The following is a 22,644-nucleotide window of genomic DNA, read 5'->3' as shown; positions in this document are numbered from 1 at the left end:
ATGAGCTCCAAGAGAAGCTGGGCAGCCAACTCCCCCTTATTCTGCTGCAAAGGAACCCGTTCCAGCGGCTCTCTCGTAGCTCACATACGTAATCACACGAGCATATTGGCTCCCGGGGCGAGCACCCTCACTCTCTCAGTATTGTTCACATACCCATCACTGACTGCCTGACAACATCAAGATTTGCCAGATATTTTCTTTCATGCAGTTCATCTCACACTCGCAGAAGATGAAATCCTCTTGCCGAGTTGCAACTAAAAAAGGGATACCCTCCGCTTTGGAAAGGCAAAAGAGCATCCCTTTTATGCCGTCCTTCCTTTCCAAAGCGGGAGGCACAGCGGTTTCCCGCAAACTGCACCCTATCGGCCATAGCACCATAAAGGAAAACCTAAAGAACGACTGGGTTTCCCTTCTTAGGCTGCAATGGCTCGGAAAGACTTTTAAAATTCAAAAACCCTGTATTCATTTGTCAAAAGATTGACAACCATGCATTTGCCTACAAGGGGCTCTCCCTTACCCGATATAAGCTTACAGAACTCGGAAAGCTCAAGGGCTGCCGTCAGCATGGGCGCAAACACCGGGTTCCCAAGCACTTTCTCAGCCCCCTGGTCACCGGTGCCTCCAAAAAGCCTTTCTATAGATGACGTATATTTAGTCACTATCGCCACCTGCACATACCATCCCGCACATCCACCATGGATCAGAACTTTGCCGGTATTTTGCACAAACTCAGAAAGCTCTTTCCTTATCTCGATATTATCCGTCGCATCAAATATATAATCTGCTTCACCCAGAAAATCCGGAAGATTCTCCAGACAGGCTTTTTGTCTGATGGGCAGAAAACGCACGCCTGGATTTATCTCCTTCACCCTTTTTTCTGCCTCGATGACCTTGTGGTTGCCCAGATTGTTAACATTGGACAGGGCCTGCCTGTTCAAGTTCATCTCATCGAATACATCCATATCGACCGCTATGATTTTTTTCACTCCAAGGCGTGCCAGCCCTTCTATCACGAATCCACCGATCCCCCCTGCACCGACCACAGCAACCGTCGTTTGAAATAGCCTGTTTTGCCCTTCGCAGGTAAGCGTACCAATGTTTTTTATATATCTTTTTTCCACTTTAAGCATTACCCTCCAATCGCAAAAGGCAAAATATGCACTTCATCGCCTTCGGAAAAGACGTAATCAAAGTCCACCCTTTTTTGATTTACGATTACAAAGCCAACCCTGTCCTGTGGTATATTCAGCTTTTGAAGCAACTTTTGCACATTAAAACCTGGGTCAATCTCCATTTCAAATTTCCCAGTTTTGCCGCCGTATTTTTCAAAAAAATCATTGACCTCTACTCCAATCCTCATATTCCTTCTCCACCCTATCGATATACATCCTCAAAAGCCTGTTTAACCTCTCTTCGTCCATCCTGCCCCAGAGAGTGGGCGTCTCAAATACCCTCTTCGGGAACCTGTAATTTTCAAGGGAATAGCCAAGTTCTTTCTTGATCCTGAGCTTTGTAAAGAATATATCATTCCCCAACCTTGTCAGGTCATCATCCGTCCAGTCAATGCCGATAGAATGCAGAGCCTTTAAGATAGTTGGCCTGTCATACACCTTTCGCGCAAACAGGCAGATACACAGCGACGTCAAGACGTTCCTTTCCTTCTCCTCCTTTATCACATAATCCACTATTTCTTCATCCTTGAGCTCTTTTGCGCTCTGATCGTATGAATACCCTGCATTGTCAAGATGCGAATGCCTTGCTCCAACCGTCTGGCCCAGCGCAAAACCATATCCGGTATGATAGCCCGCCATCTCATTCCCGCCGTACAGCAGCGCAAATTCCTGACCACCGTATTTTTTTACCGCTTCATTCAAGCCGTTCCCTATGGTGTAATAAAACTCGTTTGCCCTGTCTGCAATATAATCGATGGCCTTGATGTACTCCTTGGTATTCCCAAATTCAAGGTCTGCCAAAGTGTCTTCCTTTGTTATAAGTCCCTTCTGTAAAGCCTCGGTGGCCCATGCCAGTACAACACCCGTCGTCATTGCATCAAGTCCCGCAAGCTCTACCTCTTCGATTATCTCCAGCACCTCATCGCTGGTCCTTATTCCAAGCAGGCTGCCAAGGGCATAAACGAGCTCATGGTCATATGAAACAGCTATGGACTCATACTCATACCCCTTGTCAAACTCCCTTCTGAATTGCCCTATGTGAATGCAGCCTATTGGGCAACCGGTGCAGGAGACCTTTCTTATGAGATTTTTCTCAGCAAACCTTTCGCCCGATATGTCATCTGCATGCTCAAAGGTCGACTGCAAAAGATTCTTCGTTGGCAGAGAATTTATGGCGTTCAGCACTTTTATGTTCAGGGGCGTTCCAAGCTCATGGTATTTGGCCATGGCATCGGTCTGGGTTGCTTTTTTATATATCTCCTGATAAGTCTTAAAATATTCCTTTAAGTTGGAAATTGGCAGGTCCCTCTCACCCATGATTATCATGGCTTTCAGGTTTTTGCTGCCAAACACCGCACCCATGCCCAGCCTTCCAAAGTGCCTGTAAGTATCAACATTGACGCATGAATACGTAACAAGATTTTCTCCTGCCCTACCAATTCTTATAATGCTTCTTTTACCCGGCCCTGGCTCTCTTTCTCTAACCACCCTGCCTACCTCTTCTATATCAAGACCCCACATCGCCCGAGCATCCTTAAACTCTATATTCCTGTCAGTTATTAACAGATAGGTAGGTTTATGCGCCCTGCCGGTTATAACAATAGCATCATATCCCGCATTGCGCATGGCCATGGCCAACCTCCCACCAGCATGGCTTTCACCATACTCGCCCGTGTGGGGCGATATAAAGGTTGCAACTGCCTTGGTAACGACAGGGAATATAGTGGAAAGCGGGCCAATTGAGATTATAAGCGGCTGCTCTTCATGTAGCGGCGGCAGACCCTTCTTCATGTTCTCCTCCAAAAGCTTTGCAGCCACACCGGTCCCGCCCAGGTATTTATACAAGTCCTTTCTCTCTCTAATATCTGCCTTTCTGTTTTCAAGGTCTATATACAATACCCTTACAAAGTCTTCCCCTAGCATCTACTCCGTCACCTCTTCCATGCTCAAACAATTATGCGGGCACATCCTTACACACGCCCCACAGTGCTTGCATATGATTGGTATTTTTCTGTCATAGTCCATGTGAATTGAACCAACTATGCATGCAGAAACGCATTTTTCGCATGCAATACACCTTTCGCGGATCAATTTCACTCCCCCACCAGGACGCCTGACAAGCGCATTTGTGGGACAGGCTTCAGCACAGGCAGGCTCCTTGCAGGCAACGCAAATCGTTGCCGCAAACTTGCTCTGAAGCCCTCCTCTCGTCTTGACCTTTATGGAGCTTTTAGCAAGATTGTGGTTATTATGATTCACGGCAGCGCATGTAAGCATACATGTAAAGCATCCGAGGCACTTGTTCATGTTGTCGGCTCTCAATACCTTTGGCAACCAAATCACCACCTGAGATCTATATTGTTTCCTCAAACATTGTTTTATTTTTAACAAAGTTTATTATAGCATTAAGTATGTGTATTTACAACAACAAATTATCATAATCAAATATTTCTTTCCCAAATCGTTAAACAATGATAAAATATAGCCATTCATCGCCATAATCCTTGTTGCCCAAACGCTGTTAATCATCTACTTAATAAAAAAATGGCTTTTGGATATTTTTTATCATTGGTTCTAAAAGCCACTTACTGTATATGCCGCTATTGATATATTCTTTTCAGGAAATAACTCCATTCCTCCATTGCGGTTTTTACGAACGATTATTCTCATTAATGAGACAATCTGTTAATGTATTATATTGGTAGAAATGTAATCATATAGCTCCCTGCTATAAAGCTTACCAAATTGGCTGTCAACACATATAAAACTGTATGCCAACGACATGATTTTATAACAGTTAAAAAAGCTTTAATTTCGGCTATAAATACCAATATTTCCGCAGCTACAAGATTTAAAATCAAATAACTTTCTATAGGAGTAAACCCATTAATCCAGATATTCAATGCTCCCTGAGTAATTATATTTATTATAAAAAAAGCAATCCAGTAATCTTTATTTCTAAAACCAAACAACCAGAATATAATGCCTTCTATCATCAATGTTAGGATTAAGCGTGTTAAAACTAATAAAATTGACCTTGATAATAACTTTCCCGGCGTTAATGTTCGATTTTTCAAGTTCAAAGTATAAATATTATTGTATGATTTGAGAGGCTTTTCTATTGCTATTTCATAACTGTCATCCCCAGTAGTAATTTTAAAAACATAGTCCCTAGTATTTCCTAGCTTGCTCGAATAAAAAATATAATACCTTTCTATAACTTTCTCTACTACAACTTTATCCACTTTATTAGCTTCTACATATGTATTGCCCGTATCAATACTAATTTCTAAATCGGATGGTGGATTAGGAACAATAATCAGAATTGATGGTGGCTCTGCTGAGTTACCATAACATGTTGAGGCGGTAAAAACAAATATCAATATTGATAACATTATAACAACTATTGATTTTAATTTTTTATACATATAAGCAATCTCCTTCATACTTAAATTCTTTTTGGATAGAAAAATTTGCATCATATACACAAGCACAATAAAATTTACTATGTACAGAGCTAAGACACTGCCATTTGACAACCGTCCCATCCTGATTTATTCCAGCTTCTTCGGAGTCTAGTGCAGAACACCTACCACTCAGCAACCGTTCCATCCTCGTTGCGCCACACAGGATTTTTCCAGTTATGCCCTTCTTTAGCTGCTTCTAGCACCTTTTGCTCATCGATCTCAATCCCTAATCCAGGACCTTTTGGAATATCCACAAACCCGTTGCTGTATTTAAATACGCCTGGATCCTTCAAATAATCCAGAAGATCGCTGCTCTCATTATAGTGTATACCAAGGCTCTGCTCCTGTATAAACACGTTGGGCGTACAGGCATCAAGCTGTATGCAGGCAGCAAGGGCTATTGGCCCCAACGGGCAGTGTGGCGCGACAGCAACATCAAAAGCCTCCGCCATGGAAGCGATCTTCTTGCATTCCGAGATCCCGCCGGCATGTGAGAGGTCAGGCTGGATTATGTCCACATAACCATCCATTAGAAGGTTTTTAAAATCCCACCTCGAAAACATCCGTTCGCCTGTTGCAATGGGAGTGGATGTATAGCGCACAATTTCCCTTAAAGCCTCATTGTTTTGCGGCAGCACCGGCTCCTCGATGAACATCAGCTTAAACGCATCCAGCTCCTTGGCCAATACCTTTGCCATGCTCTTATGTACACGGCCATGGAAATCCACGGCTATATCCAGGTCATAGCCAAAGGCATCTCTAAGAGCCGCAATCCTATCAATCACTTGCTGCACTTTTTTAAAAGAATCTATATAGTGCATCTCCTCGGTCGCGTTCATCTTTACCGCCGTAAAACCGGCCTCTATCTTTTCCCTAGCAGCCTCTACTATGTCGCTGGGCCTGTCTCCCCCTATCCACGAGTAAACCCTGAGCTTTTGCCGGCACAAGCCACCCAGCAGCTCATATATGGGTGCATTGTAATACTTGCCCTTTATATCCCACAGTGCCTGGTCAATGCCTGAAATAGCACTCATCAGCTCCGGGCCGCCCCTATAAAACCCTCCTCTATAAAGCACCTGCCAGTGGTCCTCTATGTTTAGAGGATTTTTGCCAATCAAATAATAGCTTAATTCTTCCACCGCTGCCTTCACCGTAGCCGCCCTGCCTTCTACTATAGGTTCACCCCATCCAACAATCCCCTCATCGGTTTCTATCTTCAAAAACAGCCATCGAGGCTTCACGGTATAGAGCTTTAATGACGTAATCTTCACGTTTTATCCCCCTTCGCATCATTATTCCTCTTTATTTTTACAACCGGAAATGTAACCCTTGATTATTGATTTATTGAATTTTTGTTCCGTTATATTCTTTTTACGGAATATTATACCATGTATCATATTCTGATGCTAGTACCTATAAAGTTTTCGCTTACTACAGACGGGATTTTTAGACTAAGATCAACGGTTTAATCCTTGTACAAACTTTTTAAAATTTAAAGAGGATTTTACAAAAACATGGCGAAATATGTTTTAATAGGATAGGTTGATCCCTGTAAATATATATGTAAGGGGGATATCAGGATTTATGGTGTTAGACAACACAAAGATTCAAGAATATGAATCTTTCCTAAATAAAATTCCGGGGATTATATCCTCAAAAATAGTACTGAACCAAGAAGGCAACATAATTGAACTTCATATATTGGCAAGTACAGCCCGAAATCCTAAACAAATTTCTCGAGACGTACAGTCTGCACTCATGGCAAAATACGGCATCCCCCTTGACCACAAGGTGATAAGCATTGCACAGATACAAGATGAAAGTGAAATATGCTACAGTAACTCTCGCCTTGTTCTCAAAAACATTTCCATAAGTATGGAAGATTCACAAATTGAAGCAAGAGTCGTCCTAACAAAAGACGACAAGGTGTTTGAAGGCGTCTCCCGGGGGATAAACTTTACTCAGGGGCGCTTTCGAGCCCTGGCCGAAGCCACAATAAATGCCATACAGCAATTTCTAGGCGGCGAGTGTGTGTTCAGCGTGATAGATATACAGAAAACCACAATTTCAGGAAAACCCGTTTGCATTGTGGCAGTTTCTCAAGTTGCTGAACAGATTGAAAACTTTCTTGTAGGTTCATCCCCTATAGAGCAAGATGACAATAAAGCAGTTGTGAAGGCTGTGCTGGACGCATTAAATAGAAAATTGGGTAAATATGCTTGAGAGTAAAATAACAGCGACTTCCAAAGCACTAGACGTCCTAATGTTCTTGCCAAATAGGCCAAACCCCGGTTCTTCGCTTAAATTTTCTGATTTTTATAAGCGGAGCGGAGAAAGGCCTGCCTGATTAGCGAAGGGCAGAGAACTCAAAACAGGAGGGTGTAAAGCCATGAAAAAGGTCCTGGGGTTCATAGTCGCCCTGATTTCTCTCATTCTGGCAGGCGGTGCGGGATTTTATTGGTTGTAATTTGAACTGAACCAGGGGTTTGGCCTTTTAAGTACTAATCACAAAGCGGAGGTAGTACAGCATATATGAACAGAAAAGCAGTCTTCTTTTTAAGCATAATATCCATAATAGGAATATCAATAATACTTCTTTCAATGAACAATATACTTCGCACACAAATATATGACCTGATATTCTGGATCATACTTGCAGGAATGAGCCAGTCGTTTTCGGTGAAGTTTATGAATGGAGGTGCACTAAGCGTATCCTTTGCCATTATATTCGCTTCACATTTATACCACGGAACATATTTTGCTGTAATAGTAGCATCTATCAGTCATTTTTTCTTTTTTAACCGTCCTAAAAAAGGTGCGTACGAACACGTATTCAACAGGCCGTTTTATAAAACTCTTTTCAATATGGCAAACCATGCGATAAGCGCATTTATATCGGGTAATATATATCAGACAATGCATTACAAACTCAATGCAGGTCAAAACCCGTATTTATATATGCTCTGTTTACTTACATATACAACCCTGTTTTTGTTTTTTAATTCCTCCATACTTATTCTTCTCATGACCTTCCTTAAGCAGGAATCGTTTTTTAAGTTGTGGAAAAACAATATCCTGTGGGCAATACCCAATTTCTACGCTCTCGCTCCTTTTGGGTATTTTATATACCTGCTCTACCAAATCCCCAACGGCCATATATATGTGATATTGCTGTTTGGCCCATTGCTTCTTGCACGTTATTCCTTTCAGCTTTACCTTGACTCGAAAAAGAGGTATTATCAAATCATACAAACCCTTACGGCGGCAATTGAAGCAAAAGACAAATATACAGAAGGACATTCCAAGCGAGTAGAGATGTATGCTGAAAAAATTGCCCAAAAGCTTAAACTGCCCTCATCCAAGATTGAATCTATAAAGGTGGCAGCCCTATTGCATGATATAGGTAAAATAGGAATAGAAGATTTCATTTTACGCAAGCCCCAGTCACTCTCCGAAGAGGAATGGGAAAAAATCAGGCAACATCCCAATATTGGGTTAAAAATACTAGAAGATATAGATTTTTCCGATGACGTAAAGGAATTTATAAAGAGTCATCATGAAAGATACGATGGAAAAGGTTATCCACAGGGCCTCAAAGGTTCAGAAATACCAATTGAGGCTTATATCATTGCGGCAGCCGATGCCTATGATGCCCTTACCTCCGATAGGCCCTACCGTAAGGCTTTTACCCCACAAGAAGCCCTGGATATCATCAAGCAAAACAAGGGAACCCAATTTCATCCACTGGTGGCAGATGCCTTAATCAGCGTAGTACAAGAAAATATAAATAACTCTTTTGTTTAACTAAAGCACCCTAAAACACCACAGAAAGGATGAAATTTTTTGCCATGGTAGCAGTTATAGTTATTGCGTTAAGCCTTTTTTTAGCTTTCATCAGAGGAGGACAGCTAAACAGGCTAAAAAATGTTGAGCTTCGTTTACCGTATCTAGCAATTATGTCCTTTGCTTTAGACTTTTTGCTTTATCATCATTTAAACTATATCCCCTCATGGGCATTGTTTATAATATTTATAGTTAAATATGCATTGTTGTTTATATTTATATTTTTTAACACGAAACATAAACACATGAAAATCATAGGTATGGGGGTTCTGATGAACTTTTTAGTAATACTTTTTAATGGTGGAGCCATGCCGGTATCCCGCCGCGCACTCGAAATTCCCTCCCTGGCCAAACAGGTGGAAATGATCCAATCCGGCGTACTTTCCAACTATACCTTGATGACCGATAAAACCCCCCTATGGATTTTAGCTGACATAATCTACATCCCTTGGCCTAAAGAGCAATTCATCAGCATAGGGGATATCATAATAATGCTTGGCATATTTCTGTTTATACAGCACACAATATTAGCTGATTAGAGACACGTCAACGCTATCCCTTCCTTGCCAGGAAGTAGCACTGTGATAGTGCAGCTCCTTTTAATGTAACTTAACCTATTGCAGTAAGGTACTACATTGACTATGTAAAAGGCACAGTAACCGAAAGAGTTATGTCGAGCACCCGGTTTGACCCACCGGAAGTAAACTCCAAGCTGCACAACCTGGTCATGAAAACCCCCTTCAAGCAGGGGGAAACATGGAGCCACAGCACCAGAATAAACGGGAAGGAATACCATCCAGCAACAGGTAGAATGAAGGTGACATACACAGTCAAGGGCGTACCGGGGTACTCCCAAAACACCTATATATAGGAACGTATATTTGAGCCAGGCTGAGGCATGGTAGGATTTTCTAACCTTATGCCAGGAGATATACCTATAAGTAAAGCCGATGCAAAAGACAGCAAAAAGCTAGAAGAAGCGTTGGTCAATCACATGTTTGGATATTCGCTAAACCCAGAGTTTTAAAGCTGGGGCAAATGCTCCGGCTTTTTCGCATACATTGTGTTTCAAAGCTTTTTAAAAAGCTGGCATCGCAGAATCGCAAGATTTTACTATGCCTTCATCCACCAGCAAGCCTATAACCTTGTCATGCGGGTATTATACAAGCCTTTTTGTCCATTTTTGATAATTTAAAGAGTATATTGCTTATCAGCACTCCAACTATTGTAATACATCATTCCATTTCCTATAATTTTTAATACAAATCTTCATGTAATAACTTGCATGCATCCTTTTAAAGGGGGAAAATCCCATGGACTGCAAACCGCGTAAAACCTTTAATCAAACGGCCATCAAGTCTCTTGATGACTTCGTATATGGAATCGCTCCCCATCCAGTTAAAACAAAAAACGGAATGATAATAGGCGGGGGAACTGTCTATCCTGAAATTAACATGACCCTACCACCCATGAAGATTGAACCAAGCACTATCTCGGAAGTATATCGACAGTATGCAGAAATGATTGAAGGCATTTTAAAGCGTGCAAGAGACTTACACGCCTCTGGAATCATCGTGGAAGTGGAATTGCTCCCAGATACAACGCGGGAACCAAAATGGGGGATCGAGATTAACAGGATTTTGCTACAGCACATGAGAGAATACGAGGCAAAATACGGGCTTAAAAGCATATTGAGATGTACGCCCAACGACATCAGAGAAATGGTACGCCCATCATTTATGAGGCAGGGCCAGCTCCTGGAAAGCATGCTTATCACATTCCAAAGATGCGCTGAAGAAGGAGCTGACATTCTGTCCGTAGAGTCCACAGGCGGCAAGGAGCTCCACGATGAAGCGCTAATCAACTGCGATATGAGAAAAGCTGTTTTCGCTCTTGGCGTTTTGGGAGTTAGGGATATGCGATTTCTGTGGTCACGCATAGTACAAATAGCCGAGACAACCGGCTCTATCCCAGGCGGAGATACGGCTTGTGGTTTTGCCAATACTGCTATGGTACTAGCCGAACAGGGCATGATCCCAAGAGTATTTGCAGCGGTGGACAGGGTGGCGTGCGTCCCCAGGACGCTGGCTGCTTACGAGATGGGAGCAGTAGGCCCAAATAAAGATTGCGGTTATGAAGGCCCTTATATGAAGGCCATAGCTGGAGTTCCTATATCAATGGAGGGGAAAACGGCTGCATGTGCCCACCTGAGCGCGCTGGGCAATATAGCAGCGTGTGTTTGCGACTGCTGGAGCAACGAGTCGGTGCAGAACATCAAGCTTTTGAGCGCTCCTGCCCCAGTCGTTTATACAGAGCAGCTGATCTATGACTGCCGCTTGATGAACCAGGCAGCAGCTGAAGGACACGATTACGCTCTAAAGATGCGCGATTGGCTGGCCAAATCCGACGATAAGTTTGACCCTCAAGCTTATGTCTTAAGGCCGGACATTGTGCTGGAAATCAGCAAGGAACTGGTAAAAGAGAAAGACGCTTTTATGGCAACCAAGAAAGCAGCAGTTCTTGCAGTGGATGTAATTAAAAGAGGCATTAAAAATGGAGATGTTATGGTGCCCCCACGGGAACAAAAATGGTTGGACATCATAAGCGCCCAGCTTGAAACCATACCCGACGATGAAGAGAAATTTTGGTACGAAATAAAGAAAGAAGTAGACCTGACAAAATGGAGACCTGAAGAATATGGCTTAAAATGAAAATATCACATTTAAACTGCAGTTCTATAAACTGCAGTTTTTTGATGCAAAATCGGGGTTATAATAATATTAACTGGGCACCAGCAGTAGATACCAGAGATGCTTGGCTCCAATAGCTATCTTAGTTAAAATGGGAGCCATAAGATGCGTATTCCCACAAATCACAAAGGAGGCGATTTCGTGAGCGAATTCATAAACAATCGTGAATACAGAAAAAAGGTACTGAAAGAGCTGATCAAAGAGCTACATAACGGAAAAACCGTAGAAGAAGTCAAACCCAGGTTTGAAGAGCTGATCAAGGGGGTATCGGCCGAAGAGATAGCTGATATAGAACAAGCCTTAATCATGGAAGGCATGCCTGTTGAGGAAATACAGCGATTGTGCGATGTGCACGCAGCTGTTTTCAAAGGCTCCATAGAAGAAATACATCGACCGCAAAAGCCGGAAGACGCTCCCGGCCACCCTGTTCACACCTTCAAACTTGAAAACAGGGAACTCGAAAAGCTCATAAATACCCGCATAAAGCCGCATATTAAAGACTTTGAAACTTCAGATAGCCCAGGCAATGTCAGCACGCTGGCCGAAGACTTCAACATGCTTTGGGAAGTCGATAAGCACTATGCCCGCAAAGAAAACCTGTTGTTCCCCTTCCTGGAAAAATACGGGATTACAGCCCCACCAAAGGTGATGTGGGGTGTGGATGACGAAATACGGGATGGAATCAAAGAAGTTTGCTCTCTGCTCTCAAACTACAAAGGCAACAAGGACGAAGTGGTAAACAAGGCCAACCAGGTAATCGACAAGGTCATCGAAATGATTTTCAAAGAAGAGAACATACTCTTCCCAATGGCGCTCAATACGCTGAGCGAGGACGAATGGATCAAGATAGAAGAAGAAAGCGAAGGGATAGGGTATTGCCTCACGCGGCCTGCAGGAAAATGGCATCCAGCCCGAGAAAACATTGAGCAAAAAGCACAAGTTGAAGGCCAGCAGCTGGTCGAAAGCGGATACATAAAGTTTGAAACCGGCATACTCTCACAAAAGGAGATAGATGCCATCTTCAATACGCTTCCGGTAGACATAACCTTCGTTGACAAAGACGGGGTAGTAAAATATTTCTCACAGGGCAAGGACAGGATATTTGCTCGACCCAAGACTGTCATCGGCAGGCGCGTAGAAAATTGCCATCCCCCTGCCAGCATACACATAGTTCAAAAAGTTATAGAAAACTTGAGAACAGGCAAAAAGGACCATGAGGATTTCTGGATTAAGATGGGCGATAAATATGTCTTTATCCGCTATTTTGCCGTAAGGGATAATTCCGGCCAGTTCCTTGGCATCCTGGAAGTGACTCAAGATATCAAGCCCATACAGGAAATAACAGGTGAAAAAAGGCTTCTCGATGAGTGATTAATAATGATTAATAATAATGATATATAGCATACAAGCGTTTAAAATGAAAGATGCCTTCTTATTTGCCTGACAATATACAGGGGAAATAAGAAGGCATTTTTGCATTAATCCTCTCCTTCCTTCTCACAAGACCGTCCTCCATACAAATCCGCCATGCCTTCCAGCTCTTCCCTTATGCTTCCCACAAGCTCCTCAGGCTTTTGCACTACTGCCAGCTTCCCGAAGCTCAGCACCCATCTTTTTATGTCAATAAGCCCTTTCACCTTGGCCTTGAAAATGATGGAACCATCCTCTAACACTTTAATCTGTTGGTTGGGAAGCCATCTCTTCTCCCTAACCCATACACTGGCAGGATGGAAAAACCGGATCTCCACATCATATTCTTCCCCTTCAATTACGCTAAAGATGTTTGACATATATTCTTTTACCGAAAAATCGCAGGGATATACAAAGGACGTATCCAATATCTCGATGTGCTCTATCCTGACCAGTTTGAACGTGCGTATCTGCTCCCTCAAATGGCAGTATCCTATTAAGTACCACGAACCCTCACGGTATATCATAGCATAGGGGTCCACTTCTCTTACCTTCTTTTCATCTCTAGCTGGAGTATAGTACAGTATCCTTATGCGCTTACGCTGTTTTATGGCCATATAAATGGTGGTCAATATCTTATTGACGTTGTCCCTTAAATCGACTTTACCTAGGGAGAGCATCAATTCATCGGTGGGAAGAGGAAAAACATTCACAACAGTGTCACCCAAGGCACACCGAATCTTTGCCACTGCTGTCTGCAACTCATTTGCCAATGGGAATCCGTTTTTGTGCGTCAGAAGCTTTTCGGCCAGCATCAGGGCAGAATATTCCCCTTCATCCAGCTTGGGTACATCAAAATAATAGTTATCGCTTAAATAGTACCCTCCCCCTCTTCCAGTCATCCCTTGAATTGGCACTCCTGCTCTCTTTAAATATTCAATATACGCCTTTACATTCCTAGGAGTAATCCCCAGTATTTCTGCTATTTCCCGGGTTGACAGCATCTGCCGGGTCTGAAGGAGTGCAATGATCTTCAAGCACTGGCTCAACTTACTCATAATTCACACATCCTTATATTAAAATTATTTGACCAAGCTGCAGGCCAATCGCAAAGTTGTCTATCGTTCTAATCAACAGGCGTTACAAATAAATTATTACTAAACTTTAAAGTCGATGATTTTAGAAAGGAGGTAAACGTGGCTTCGTTTAAAAAAGCCAATTAGTTCGCATAAGAAACTCAAAAATGGCACTAATATCCTACCAATGTGAAAAGCGCCCAGCCTATTGAGGGGTGACATACATAGACGATAAAACCTTACATTGCGTGCATCACTCGTTTATATCACCTTACAAGCACTCATGCTGGAACTGCGGTGCACCTGTAGATAGCTCGACAGACGCTACCTGTCCCGTCTGTCACTGGGTCAAATGCCCTGTATGCGGTGCATGTAGAAAAGGGGGATGCATAAAAGACGAATTCACAAACCCCTGATCAATAGCCGCATCCGCCCTACATCCCCCTTCAACGCCTTTTTTCAATCCCTGCTTTCCACCTGATTAGATAAACCTGCCCAATATGGCAGCAACCGTCATGGTCAAACCTGTTAGCTGATAAACCTGTACCATCCTCAAGTTGGCTTCTGTCAATCTAGGAATGTCATTATAATACTGCCCGGCAACCTTGACGGCCCTTACAGCCAGAGGAACGCTGACCAATCCAAGGAGCCAGAAAGGATTTCTTAAAATGACGGCCAGCAGGATAAACCATAGATAAGCTGCTAAAAACAACAGCGCAAACACCTTTACGCCCTTTTCCTTGCCCAGCCTAACCAGCCAATTTCTCTTGTTGCCCTGAGCATCGGCCTCATAATCGGGGAATTGATTTATCCACAGCACGTTTGCTATCAAAATTCCGATGGGTATGGACACCCACAAAGCCGATAAATCCACTCTGCCTGTTTGCAAACAGTATATACCTAGAACTATAAGAGGCCCAAATGTCAGACCAACCGTTACCTCGCCTAGCCCGCGATAAGCCAGTTTAAACGGCGGAAGGCTATAGAATATGGACAGCAAAACGCCGGCAATGCCTATCCAGAATATGCCCATTTCCTTAAAAAACATGATATAAAGGCCTATCCCGCAGGCAACCGCAAATGTGACCACGGCAATCATAACGACTTCAGGCAGCGTAAGCTTCCCGTCCACGATGGTCTTTTTACCCCCACTGAAGGGGGTTCTTTTGTCGGGGGTTATAAACCGATCAACCCCCGACTTATAATCTACCCATTCATTTACCGCATTTTTCCCGATCTCTATGCAATAAACAGCTATGAGAGCCACAATAAACCAGTAGAGGTCAAACCTTCCCGTGCTACCAAAGGCAAACGCCGCACCTACAACCATTGGCACTGTAGAAGCTATCCATATCTTAGGGTCAGCCAATTGCCAGAAACCCTGCCATACACGCCTTACGTCTGCATTCATATTCGATTCCCCCTATATCGGCAGCTATTTAGGTCCCTTGCCATTTAAAAAGCCTTTAAGGCAACATATTTTAACTCATCAACCATATTATAACCTCAATCGATAATCTCATCAATAGGCGCTCCTGGCGGAACCATGGGATACACCATCTCATCCGGGTGTATCATGCACTCTATCAACACGGGCTGCTGCATCTCAAGAGCTTGCTTGAGCGTGCCCTCAACCTCTTCATTGGAAGTCACTCTGAACCCTTTGATTCCATAAGCATCGGCCAGCTTTACAAAATCGACATCGGAGCCCAAAGTAGTATACGAGAATCTCCCGTTATAGAACAACCTCTGCCATTGACGCACCATACCTAGAGCTTGATTATTTAGAACCAGCTGGATTATGGGCAACTTGTATCTTGAAACTGTAGCCAATTCAGTCGAATTCATTTTAAAGCTTCCATCCCCTGCGACGTTTATCACCCTTCGGTCAGGCCTTCCAATGCATGCTCCTATGGCTGCCCCCAGGCCATAACCCATGGTGCCCAGACCCCCGGAAGAGATAAAGGTACGCGGCTCATCAAACTTGTAAAATTGGGCAGTCCACATCTGATTCTGCCCCACTTCGGTGGTGATTATAGCCTTTCCCGCAGTAAGCTCATAGAGCTTCTCTATGATGTACTGCGGAGTCAGTTTCCCTTTGGGAGTACCATACCTCAGCGGATGTGCCTTCTTCCAATCCTCTATCTGCTTATTCCAGCCATTGGGCTGCTTTTCATCCACTAACTCGATCAACCTCTGAAGTATCTTTTTCACATCGCCACAAATCGGGATATGGGTATCAATATTTTTGCCCAGCTCTGCAGGGTCAATGTCTATATGAATTATCCTGGCATGGGTAGCAAACTTCTCCGCCTTGCTTACAACGCGATCGCTGAACCGGGCACCTATGGCTATCAGCAGATCGCAGTTGGAAACGGCGTAGTTGGAAACACGCGTTCCGTGCATACCCACCATGCCCATAAAGTACGGATGGGTACCCGGGAAGGCGCCTAGACCCATAAGCGAACAAGTTACAGGAGCTTTTATCTTTTCCGCAAAGGCTACCAGTTCACGGTTGGCACCCGAGATGTTGACTCCACCCCCCGCGTAGATCACTGGCCTTTCACATTTATTTATAGCCTCTACTGCTTCCTGAACGCTTCTCTCTATTTCTTCCTTGCGATAAAACTGAGGATGAAAGATATCCTCATTCACATAGCTGGTATCCACCTGAGCGGGCTGATAATCTATTACGGCATTTTGTATATCCTTTGGGATATCGATCAGAACAGGACCGGGCCGACCGCTTCGCGCTATCTTGAAAGCCTGCCTTATAATATCCGGCAAACGCTCAGCATCCTTGACAATATAATTATGCTTGGTAATGGGCGCAGTTACGCCAGTTATATCCACTTCTTGAAATGAATCTTTGCCAAGCAGTGAAGAAGCCACCTGACCAGTAAATACCACCAGAGGCACCGAATCCATATAAGCGGTTGCAATACCGGTTACCGTATTGGTGGCTCCTGGGCCCGATGTGGCAAACACCACGCCAACTTTACCTGTAGCCCTGGCATACCCATCCGCAGCATGGGTAGCCCCCTGTTCATGGGCCGTCAAAATGTGGGTGATGTCCTTGGCATCATACAATGCATCGTATACCGGGAGAATCGCTCCCCCGGGAAACCCAAAAACGATATCCACACCCTGCTCTCTCAAGCATTCTATGACCGCCTGTGCACCCGTCAACTTCACTCCTTCATCGCCCCCTTTACCGAAAAATAAGTATTAAAAAACCCTTCATCCCTTGTTAAATGGGACGAAAGGTTTACTTCCGTGGTACCACCCATATTCGCCGTTGCTTCGCAGCAACAGCCTCATCAGGATACGGCCTTGCACAAGCTCAGGCTTATATCCTTGCACTGTAACGGGTGCATTCCCGTCAGAGCTTACTAGCACCGTTTCAGCCCTGCAGCTCCAGGACGACTTCGCCATTTCCCCGGGCACCGGTTCGCAGCAACCACCGGCTCTCTTAAGCCCGCCTGAAAACGCTACTCTTCCCTTCATCGCCTTTTCGATGCATAATTATGTATAATTAGGTATATTTTAATATAAATTATCCAGAAAAGCAAGTAGTTTTTTGAGAGAAAAAGCTTACCCTGGGAAGGAATTTGATTCTATTTATAGAATAATTTTTATGGATTTACATCAAACAATAACACAAGGAGTGGAACTTTATGAATGGAGCGTTTACCTAGAAAAGACGGAGTAGTCAAAATCATATATTAAGTTTTGCTATTAGTAGAATGTTAAAATCTCCTTACTTAAATGTAACCATAACATGAATCATAAACACAACACAAAGGTGGAATAGCTTATGCCAAACCAAGAAAATTATATAATAGCTCAGGTTGAAGACTTCATATGCCCTATCACTATTATAGCTTCTGTTAGAGGAGTCAGGGGAATACACTTTACTTCACTTGATGCTATTATAGAAAAATTGACTCAAGAAAACATACCCCATATCATCGATTTATCCCATCCTGCAGCCATTGAACTCCGTGAGTATTTTCAAGGGCATCGAAAACATTTCGATGTACCCATCGACATAGATGGTACTCCATTCCAGCTGAAAGTATGGAAGGCCTTGCAGTCAATACCTTACGGCAAGGTGCGAAGCTACAAAGACATTGCCATACAGATCGGTCATCCCAAAGCCTTCCGTGCAGTGGGCCAAGCTTGCGGCGCCAACCCCATACCCATAATAATACCCTGTCACAGGGTACTTACAGCCAGTGGGAATTTGGGAGGCTTTAGCGCAGGAATTGAAATAAAAAAGGCTTTGCTGGATCTAGAAGGAATATCCCACAATAAATACCGATAAACAATGCCGCCGTTATTGCACTGCCATCAAAATCTGTTTAGCAGCGACATGATACAACGGCGGCAATTTCACAGTATATTGTCACTTAACAAGCTCGGCAATGGCGTGGGCATAGATTTTAGCATTCATCATCAGGTCCTCGATTTCTATATACTCATTCCTCTGATGTGCCATCTCGGGCTTTCCAGGGAAGACCGCTCCAAAGGCAACAGCATTTTTAATCGCCCTGGCGTAGGTACCGCCACCTATAGCAACAGTATAGGCGGGTTGCCCTGTTTGCTCCGCATATACCTTCTTCAGCGTTTGCACCAAGAAGTGGTCCTCGGGCACATAAAGAGGGCCCTGATGGTCTAAAACCTCTACCTCTACGCCATGCATGTCAGCCACCATGTGTATGCGTGCCAGTATTTCCTGTTCTTCAAAGCTCACTGGATAGCGTATATCGATAACGGCACGCCCGACCTGGCTGTCCACTTGAATCATGCCTAAATTGAGGGTGAGCTTCCCCGAAAGCTGATCTTCCAGCGCCAGCCCCATGGATTGGCCGTCAACCTGCATTCCAATGGCCTCACTGAGAAAAGCGATGAACCTCTCCATCTCGCTATATCCCAGTCCCAGAGCTGACAGGCAGAGCAGCATCTGACCAATGGCGTTCTTCCCTTTTTCAGGCATGCTGGCGTGAGCGAGTTGACCAATAGATTTAACGATTACAGTATCTCTATCACCCAATTCAACCTCTATCGTATATCCCGATTTACTTTTTAGGTTTTCAATGTCTTTAATCAATTTTTCCCTATCAACGCCTGGCCCAAAAACGCAGATGCACTCGTCGGGCACCACATTTGGCCTCTGGCCCCCGTATATTTTTTCAATCCCGATAGAAGATTTTTGCCCACTGGAAAACTTCTTACACAAGGCTATGTGCAAAATTCCCTTTTCGGCGTTGATAATAGGATAGCGTCCGTCAGGGCTCATCCCAAAATCGGGTACTGCCTCTCGCTTAAAATAATATTTGAGGTCCTCCCAGCCGCTCTCCTCATCGGTGCCCAGTATTAGTCTCACCTTCTTATTTACCGGGATCCCGGACTGCATAACGGCTTTCATGGCATAAAGCACCGCAATGGTTGGCCCTTTATCGTCAATTGCTCCTCTGCCGTAAATCCTGCCATCGTGAATCTCCCCGCCATACGGTGGATAAGTCCACCCACTTCCTTCGGGCACCACATCCAAATGCGTTAATATCCCCAGCATCTTTTCCCCTTGACCGAATTCTATATGGCCAGCATAGCCATCTACGTTTTTCGTCTCAAACCCGAGCCTTCTGCCAAGGGTCAACACGTAGTCAAGCGCCCTGTAGACATCCTCGCCAAACGGCTTGCCAGGCTGTGGCTCCCCCTCTACGCTGGGTATGGCCACCAGCTCCTGAGTCGAACGTATTATTTCGTCCCTGTACGATTCAATGATGTGGTTCAAATCCATAAAAAAATCCCTCCCTGAATTTAAAATTTATCCTCAACACTGAACCCCGCTGTTGTGCTCGCCAGTTTTGTACGGCCTACCCTAAAAAGGTTTAAAGTACCTCCTCAACGCTGAAGCCTTTTCCCTCTACTTCCCTGGTATCTATTATTGACATAAATGCACCAGGATCAACCTTGTGCACCACTTCCCTGAGCTTTGACAGCTCCATGGTTCGTACCACCATGTATATAATAAGCAGCGATATGATGTCAGTACCGCCTAGCGAACCACGGTTCCTTATTACGATGCCCGTTCCCGTTCCCGAAATCAATCCACCGAAAATGGCTGCAATCATAGTATCCTTTACATCTATTGTCCACTACTATTCCGCTATTTGCAACTAATCTATATTATAACACAAAAATACCGTTTATGTATTTTTAAGCCAATTATCAGAAATTTTCGTTTCTTTCTAAAAGTTTTTGTACAAAAGGGGCTGCATCGGCGTGCAAAACATGGTAAAATAAGTTGGGGGTCATGCTAATTCTAACTGCAGTGGCCTGTTCAAAAGCTGGCTGGTAAATCTTACATAAATTTGTTAGCCGATAAAATGCGTGCAAACGGTATCCACCGAATTTTTTGATAAAATCATTCAAAACCACAAAATCATTAAAAAGGAGTGTTCAAATGATGAAGATCATAATATGCAAAAATTATGAAGAGATGAGCCAAACGGCAGCTGAAATTGTGGCCAAACAAATAAACAGCAATCCCCACACTGTTCTCGGCCTGGCAACCGGCAGTACGCCTGTGGGGATGTATAAAAATTTGGTTAAGATGAACAAAGAAGGCAAAGTTGACTTTTCCAACGTGGTAACCTTTAATCTCGACGAATATGTGGGCCTCGACAAGGATCATCCCTGCAGCTATCACCGATTCATGGACGAAAACCTCTTCAACCATATCAACATAAAGAGGGAAAACGTCCATTTGCCCAACGGTGTGGCTCCATCATTGGAAGAGGAATGCAAAGCTTACGAAAAGATGATAGCCCAGGCCGGAGGTATTAACCTACAGATATTAGGCATTGGACATAACGGCCATATTGGCTTCAACGAACCGGGTACCCCATTCCATTCCCTCACCCACGTTGTGGAGCTGGCGCAGCGCACCATCGAAGCAAACTCCAGGTTCTTCAACTCACCAGATGAAGTACCACGTAAAGCTATTTCTATGGGCATAAAAACCATTATGCAGGCGCAGAAAATCCTCCTTTTGGCCTCTGGAAAGGACAAAGCAGAGATTATAAGCAAAGCGCTTCATGGACCTGTCACCACTGACGTACCTGCCTCAGTGCTTCAGCTTCATCCAAATGTAACAGTCATCCTTGATGAAGACGCAGCATCCGCTTTGGACAGGTAAAGGTGAAAAGCCTTCAAGGCTTAAAAAATAAAAGGCTACTGAGTAACTCAGTAGCCTTTTTTATAAACAAGGTTAATACTTATTTTGTCAACATTTTCCATGCCTCTCTTCCTTCATTCAGAATCTCCTGCAAACCTACTGCCTTTAGCTTTTCGTACTCGCTATAGAATTCCTCAATGCTTATCTCACCGGTTATACACTGAGCCAGCAGCCCCTCTAATTTGGGGAATATTTGCGCCTGATATTCGGTATATGCCTTGGTATTCAAGACAGGAATCGGTGTGAAGAAATACTCTTTCCCAACATATAGGGCGTCATAGAATAACTTCATAGGTTCGGAAATCTCTTCATAAGTTTTGCCGCCCAACAAAACTTGCATATAGGCATCTTCTGTGAACAAATGAGGGAAAGGTGTAAAGTTCAATCCGGCTTTTCTGAATTCAGCAAAAGACTCATTATAAGGCGCCTTCAATACCGGTTTCCCATCTACAATTTCATGATGCACCCCTTCAATACCATAGGACATCAACCTTATTCCTTCTTCACTGAATACATAATTGAAGAACTTAATTATATTTTCTGCTTTATCTTCAGCGGCAACAGTAATGGCAGCACCACCGCTCACTCTTACTCTGGACGGTATACCCCTTTTACCCTGTGGCCCTTGTATAGGTTTTACTCCTATCAACGTGGCTTTTGGATCAATTTCCCTAAGCACTTCTGTTGTGGTTCTTGTATTGGCAGCCCAGGTCATCATTGAGCCTGCAAGATTGGCTTGAGCTACCTTTTCTAACTCAGGATTATTGACAAATGTTCCTCTTGTAGCAAATTCTTTATCCAACAATCCTTCTTTGTACAATGCTCGCATTTCTTCCAAGAAAAGTTTAAATTCTGGGAGCTCATACATTAAGGTATAATTCCCTTCAGCATCCAGCGTAAATCCTATCTTATTAGCAACGTTTATCCCAAAGGCAGGCAATAGCGAATAAATATCACCAGCATATGGAATTTCATTGGTTGGATCCCCATCACCATTGGCATCCTGCTCTTTAAAGGCTCTCCAAGCAGCCTTCCACTCATCCCATGTCTCGGGTATCTTCTCTATTCCTACATTTTCTAGCCAATCCTTACGAATTTGCATTGCATAAGCAGGATCAAAATCAAGAATAAAAGGTATATGGTATATTTTACCATCTACCACTTGCCTCACATGGAAATAATCCTCCTCTTTTAAACTGTTTAAAATATTCTGCCCGTGCTTTTCTAATAGTTCATCTAATGGAATTATTGCTCCTTCATTGATTAGCGTAGGTATGCTTGCTCCAGCTATCATGTCAGGTATATTCCCAGAAGCAAGCGTAACCGATACCTTATCCGCATAATTAGCTGCTGGGTACCACTGAAACTCAATTTCTGTATTGGTCCTTTTCATCAATTCATCAAAGATTGGATTTCCTTCTTGTGGATGGTCTCCCCAAATGCTTCCCATATAACTAAATTTGAACGTTTCTTTAAATAAGGTATCATTTTTCTCTTCACCCTCATTAGTCTCTTCAGAAGGAGTTGTTGCATGCTGTTCTGTTTCTGTACTAACTTTATCATTGGTTTTATCTTTTGAACAGCCAGAAAAAATAGACACTAACATAATAAAAACCGTTAGCAATACTGCAATTTTTCTAAATCCTTTCACTTTAAAACACCCCTTTTACCTTTTAGTTT

Annotated in this window: 20 protein-coding genes, 1 riboswitch and 1 other annotated feature; of the genes, 8 read left to right on the top strand and 12 right to left on the bottom strand. The window is 43.5% G+C overall.

Going from position 1 to position 22,644, the window contains the following annotated elements; genetic code table 11:
- Positions 1-297 precede the first annotated feature (297 nt).
- Positions 298-446: riboswitch (molybdenum cofactor riboswitch) on the bottom strand.
- From BM241_RS01860 to dgoD, 6 genes are all read right to left on the bottom strand, one after another.
- On the bottom strand, positions 441-1,130 hold the full coding sequence (locus BM241_RS01860) for a HesA/MoeB/ThiF family protein (RefSeq protein WP_092281901.1): 690 nt from the start codon (positions 1,128-1,130) through the stop codon (positions 441-443). (Overlaps the previous riboswitch by 6 nt.)
- Positions 1,130-1,360, bottom strand: coding sequence for a MoaD/ThiS family protein (locus BM241_RS01855; protein WP_025748684.1), 231 nt, complete (start codon positions 1,358-1,360; stop codon positions 1,130-1,132). The genes BM241_RS01860 and BM241_RS01855 overlap by 1 nt, the downstream gene beginning before the upstream one ends.
- Entirely contained in the window at positions 1,335-3,095 is a 1,761-nt protein-coding gene (locus BM241_RS01850; RefSeq protein WP_025748685.1) for an aldehyde ferredoxin oxidoreductase N-terminal domain-containing protein, read from the bottom strand. The genes BM241_RS01855 and BM241_RS01850 overlap by 26 nt, the downstream gene beginning before the upstream one ends.
- Entirely contained in the window at positions 3,096-3,506 is a 411-nt protein-coding gene (locus BM241_RS01845) for a 4Fe-4S binding protein (protein WP_025748686.1), read from the bottom strand.
- 359 nt (positions 3,507-3,865) lie between these two features.
- Positions 3,866-4,711: a hypothetical protein gene (locus tag BM241_RS01840; RefSeq protein WP_242948222.1), complete on the bottom strand. Its 846-nt coding sequence runs from the start codon at positions 4,709-4,711 to the stop codon at positions 3,866-3,868.
- 50 nt (positions 4,712-4,761) lie between these two features.
- A complete protein-coding gene (dgoD, locus tag BM241_RS01835; protein WP_092281900.1) occupies positions 4,762-5,910 on the bottom strand; it encodes a galactonate dehydratase in 1,149 nt (382 codons plus the stop codon).
- Between the two features lie 313 nt (positions 5,911-6,223).
- On the opposite strand from dgoD, the gene BM241_RS01830 reads away from it, so the two are divergent.
- The 6 genes from BM241_RS01830 to BM241_RS01810 all read left to right on the top strand — a co-directional run bounded on the left by BM241_RS01830 (position 6,224) and on the right by BM241_RS01810 (position 12,603).
- A complete protein-coding gene (locus BM241_RS01830; protein WP_025748689.1) occupies positions 6,224-6,862 on the top strand; it encodes a hypothetical protein in 639 nt (212 codons plus the stop codon).
- A gap of 309 nt (positions 6,863-7,171) precedes the next feature.
- Positions 7,172-8,443: an HD-GYP domain-containing protein gene (locus tag BM241_RS12990; RefSeq protein WP_092281899.1), complete on the top strand. Its 1,272-nt coding sequence runs from the start codon at positions 7,172-7,174 to the stop codon at positions 8,441-8,443.
- 44 nt (positions 8,444-8,487) lie between these two features.
- Positions 8,488-9,021: a DUF5317 domain-containing protein gene (locus BM241_RS01820; protein ID WP_025748691.1), complete on the top strand. Its 534-nt coding sequence runs from the start codon at positions 8,488-8,490 to the stop codon at positions 9,019-9,021.
- Positions 9,022-9,152: 131 nt separating this feature from the next.
- The gene (locus BM241_RS12175) at positions 9,153-9,353 is read left to right on the top strand and encodes a hypothetical protein (RefSeq protein ID WP_143094036.1); all 201 of its coding nucleotides are present in this window, start codon (positions 9,153-9,155) and stop codon (positions 9,351-9,353) included.
- 442 nt (positions 9,354-9,795) lie between these two features.
- Positions 9,796-11,193, top strand: coding sequence for a methyltransferase MtaB domain-containing protein (locus BM241_RS01815; RefSeq protein ID WP_092281898.1), 1,398 nt, complete (start codon positions 9,796-9,798; stop codon positions 11,191-11,193).
- Positions 11,194-11,373: 180 nt separating this feature from the next.
- A complete protein-coding gene (locus BM241_RS01810; RefSeq protein WP_025748693.1) occupies positions 11,374-12,603 on the top strand; it encodes a DUF438 domain-containing protein in 1,230 nt (409 codons plus the stop codon).
- Positions 12,604-12,710: 107 nt separating this feature from the next.
- Here the strand turns inward: BM241_RS01810 and BM241_RS01805 are convergent, their stop codons facing one another.
- From BM241_RS01805 to ilvB, 3 genes are all read right to left on the bottom strand, one after another.
- Positions 12,711-13,700 carry a helix-turn-helix transcriptional regulator gene (locus tag BM241_RS01805; RefSeq protein ID WP_025748694.1) on the bottom strand — a complete coding sequence of 330 codons (990 nt, stop codon included), beginning with the start codon at positions 13,698-13,700 and terminating at the stop codon, positions 12,711-12,713.
- A 499-nt stretch (positions 13,701-14,199) separates the two neighbouring features.
- Positions 14,200-15,129, bottom strand: a complete 930-nt coding sequence (locus BM241_RS01800) for a prenyltransferase (protein WP_025748695.1) — start codon at positions 15,127-15,129, stop codon at positions 14,200-14,202.
- 95 nt (positions 15,130-15,224) lie between these two features.
- Positions 15,225-16,913: a biosynthetic-type acetolactate synthase large subunit gene (gene ilvB / locus BM241_RS01795; RefSeq protein WP_025748696.1), complete on the bottom strand. Its 1,689-nt coding sequence runs from the start codon at positions 16,911-16,913 to the stop codon at positions 15,225-15,227.
- 57 nt (positions 16,914-16,970) lie between these two features.
- Positions 16,971-17,234 (bottom strand) — a binding site (T-box leader).
- Positions 17,235-17,535: 301 nt separating this feature from the next.
- Between ilvB and BM241_RS01785 the strand changes: the two genes are divergently transcribed.
- Positions 17,536-18,045, top strand: coding sequence for a methylated-DNA--[protein]-cysteine S-methyltransferase (locus tag BM241_RS01785; protein ID WP_025748698.1), 510 nt, complete (start codon positions 17,536-17,538; stop codon positions 18,043-18,045).
- A gap of 81 nt (positions 18,046-18,126) precedes the next feature.
- Here the strand turns inward: BM241_RS01785 and pepV are convergent, their stop codons facing one another.
- Positions 18,127-19,524 carry a dipeptidase PepV gene (gene pepV, locus BM241_RS01780; RefSeq protein ID WP_025748699.1) on the bottom strand — a complete coding sequence of 466 codons (1,398 nt, stop codon included), beginning with the start codon at positions 19,522-19,524 and terminating at the stop codon, positions 18,127-18,129.
- 91 nt (positions 19,525-19,615) lie between these two features.
- Positions 19,616-19,858: a DUF2179 domain-containing protein gene (locus BM241_RS01775; protein WP_092281897.1), complete on the bottom strand. Its 243-nt coding sequence runs from the start codon at positions 19,856-19,858 to the stop codon at positions 19,616-19,618.
- Positions 19,859-20,193: 335 nt separating this feature from the next.
- Between BM241_RS01775 and nagB the strand changes: the two genes are divergently transcribed.
- Positions 20,194-20,925: a glucosamine-6-phosphate deaminase gene (nagB, locus tag BM241_RS01770; RefSeq protein ID WP_092281896.1), complete on the top strand. Its 732-nt coding sequence runs from the start codon at positions 20,194-20,196 to the stop codon at positions 20,923-20,925.
- Positions 20,926-21,004: 79 nt separating this feature from the next.
- On the opposite strand, the gene BM241_RS01765 is transcribed toward nagB, so the two are convergent.
- Positions 21,005-22,615: an extracellular solute-binding protein gene (locus tag BM241_RS01765; protein WP_092281895.1), complete on the bottom strand. Its 1,611-nt coding sequence runs from the start codon at positions 22,613-22,615 to the stop codon at positions 21,005-21,007.
- Positions 22,616-22,644 lie beyond the last annotated feature (29 nt).

Origin of the sequence: Caldicoprobacter faecalis (genome assembly GCF_900115765.1) — a bacterium.
Taxonomy (GTDB): Bacteria; Bacillota; Clostridia; order Caldicoprobacterales; family Caldicoprobacteraceae; genus Caldicoprobacter; species Caldicoprobacter oshimai.
This window is presented reverse-complemented; position numbering and strand designations above follow the sequence as displayed.

Coding starts and splice junctions, on each gene's coding strand:
- BM241_RS01860 (WP_092281901.1), bottom strand. CDS start 1,130: ATGCTTAAAGTGGAAAAAAGATATATAAAAAACATTGGTACGCTTACC.
- BM241_RS01855 (WP_025748684.1), bottom strand. CDS start 1,360: ATGAGGATTGGAGTAGAGGTCAATGATTTTTTTGAAAAATACGGCGGC.
- BM241_RS01850 (WP_025748685.1), bottom strand. CDS start 3,095: ATGCTAGGGGAAGACTTTGTAAGGGTATTGTATATAGACCTTGAAAAC.
- BM241_RS01830 (WP_025748689.1), top strand. CDS start 6,224: ATGGTGTTAGACAACACAAAGATTCAAGAATATGAATCTTTCCTAAAT.
- BM241_RS12990 (WP_092281899.1), top strand. CDS start 7,172: ATGAACAGAAAAGCAGTCTTCTTTTTAAGCATAATATCCATAATAGGA.
- BM241_RS01820 (WP_025748691.1), top strand. CDS start 8,488: ATGGTAGCAGTTATAGTTATTGCGTTAAGCCTTTTTTTAGCTTTCATC.
- BM241_RS12175 (WP_143094036.1), top strand. CDS start 9,153: ATGTCGAGCACCCGGTTTGACCCACCGGAAGTAAACTCCAAGCTGCAC.
- BM241_RS01815 (WP_092281898.1), top strand. CDS start 9,796: ATGGACTGCAAACCGCGTAAAACCTTTAATCAAACGGCCATCAAGTCT.
- BM241_RS01805 (WP_025748694.1), bottom strand. CDS start 13,700: ATGAGTAAGTTGAGCCAGTGCTTGAAGATCATTGCACTCCTTCAGACC.
- BM241_RS01800 (WP_025748695.1), bottom strand. CDS start 15,129: ATGAATGCAGACGTAAGGCGTGTATGGCAGGGTTTCTGGCAATTGGCT.
- BM241_RS01785 (WP_025748698.1), top strand. CDS start 17,536: ATGCCAAACCAAGAAAATTATATAATAGCTCAGGTTGAAGACTTCATA.
- pepV (WP_025748699.1), bottom strand. CDS start 19,524: ATGGATTTGAACCACATCATTGAATCGTACAGGGACGAAATAATACGT.
- BM241_RS01775 (WP_092281897.1), bottom strand. CDS start 19,858: ATGATTGCAGCCATTTTCGGTGGATTGATTTCGGGAACGGGAACGGGC.
- nagB (WP_092281896.1), top strand. CDS start 20,194: ATGAAGATCATAATATGCAAAAATTATGAAGAGATGAGCCAAACGGCA.